Source organism: Vibrio sp. 2132-1, from assembly GCF_033344315.1.
In genome coordinates, this window is the sequence record NZ_JAWPON010000910.1 from 1 (window position 1) to 504 (window position 504).

Genomic DNA, 504 nt, shown 5'->3' on the forward strand with positions numbered 1-504 from the left:
GTTGCAAGCGGCTTGGCGAATCCGAAAAAGTGCAAGTATGGCTGGCATTATGATGGCATCGACTTATGGATTGGTTCTGTTTGCGATGATGATGACAGACAACGTGAGCTTAGTTGTCGCGCTGCGCCAGATCAGTATCGTATTTGGTTTATTGATGGGCATTTGGTTGCTTGCGGAAAAATGGTATCTCACCCGAGGTATCGGTGTGGCTTTCATCCTGGCAGGCATTGTGTTGTCTTTAGAAGGTGCTTGAAGCACATAAACTAAAGGCACCGGAATTAAGGTGCCTTAGAAAAGAGGGATGAGTTAGAAACGCATTTGTGCGCCAAACATCACGCCACCAGAATCAAAATCGCTGTTTTTGGCGTAATTGTATTCTAAGTTCAAACCAAAGTGTTTATAGCCCCAAGCGACACCTGCTGCGGCTTCTCCGCCAAGGCTAGACTCGTCATATTCTTTATTTTGGCCATTGTTTTTAAGCGTGTAACTTAACGTGTAGTAAGT

General features: G+C 45.0%; 2 pseudogenes. One reads left to right on the forward strand and one right to left on the reverse strand.

Going from position 1 to position 504, the window contains the following annotated elements:
* Positions 1 to 253: pseudogene (locus R8N47_RS28670) on the forward strand (multidrug transporter); the annotation flags it as partial.
* Positions 254 to 306: 53 nt separating this feature from the next.
* Here R8N47_RS28670 and R8N47_RS28675 read toward each other — a convergent pair.
* Positions 307 to 504 (reverse strand): annotated as a pseudogene (locus R8N47_RS28675) (porin family protein); the annotation flags it as partial.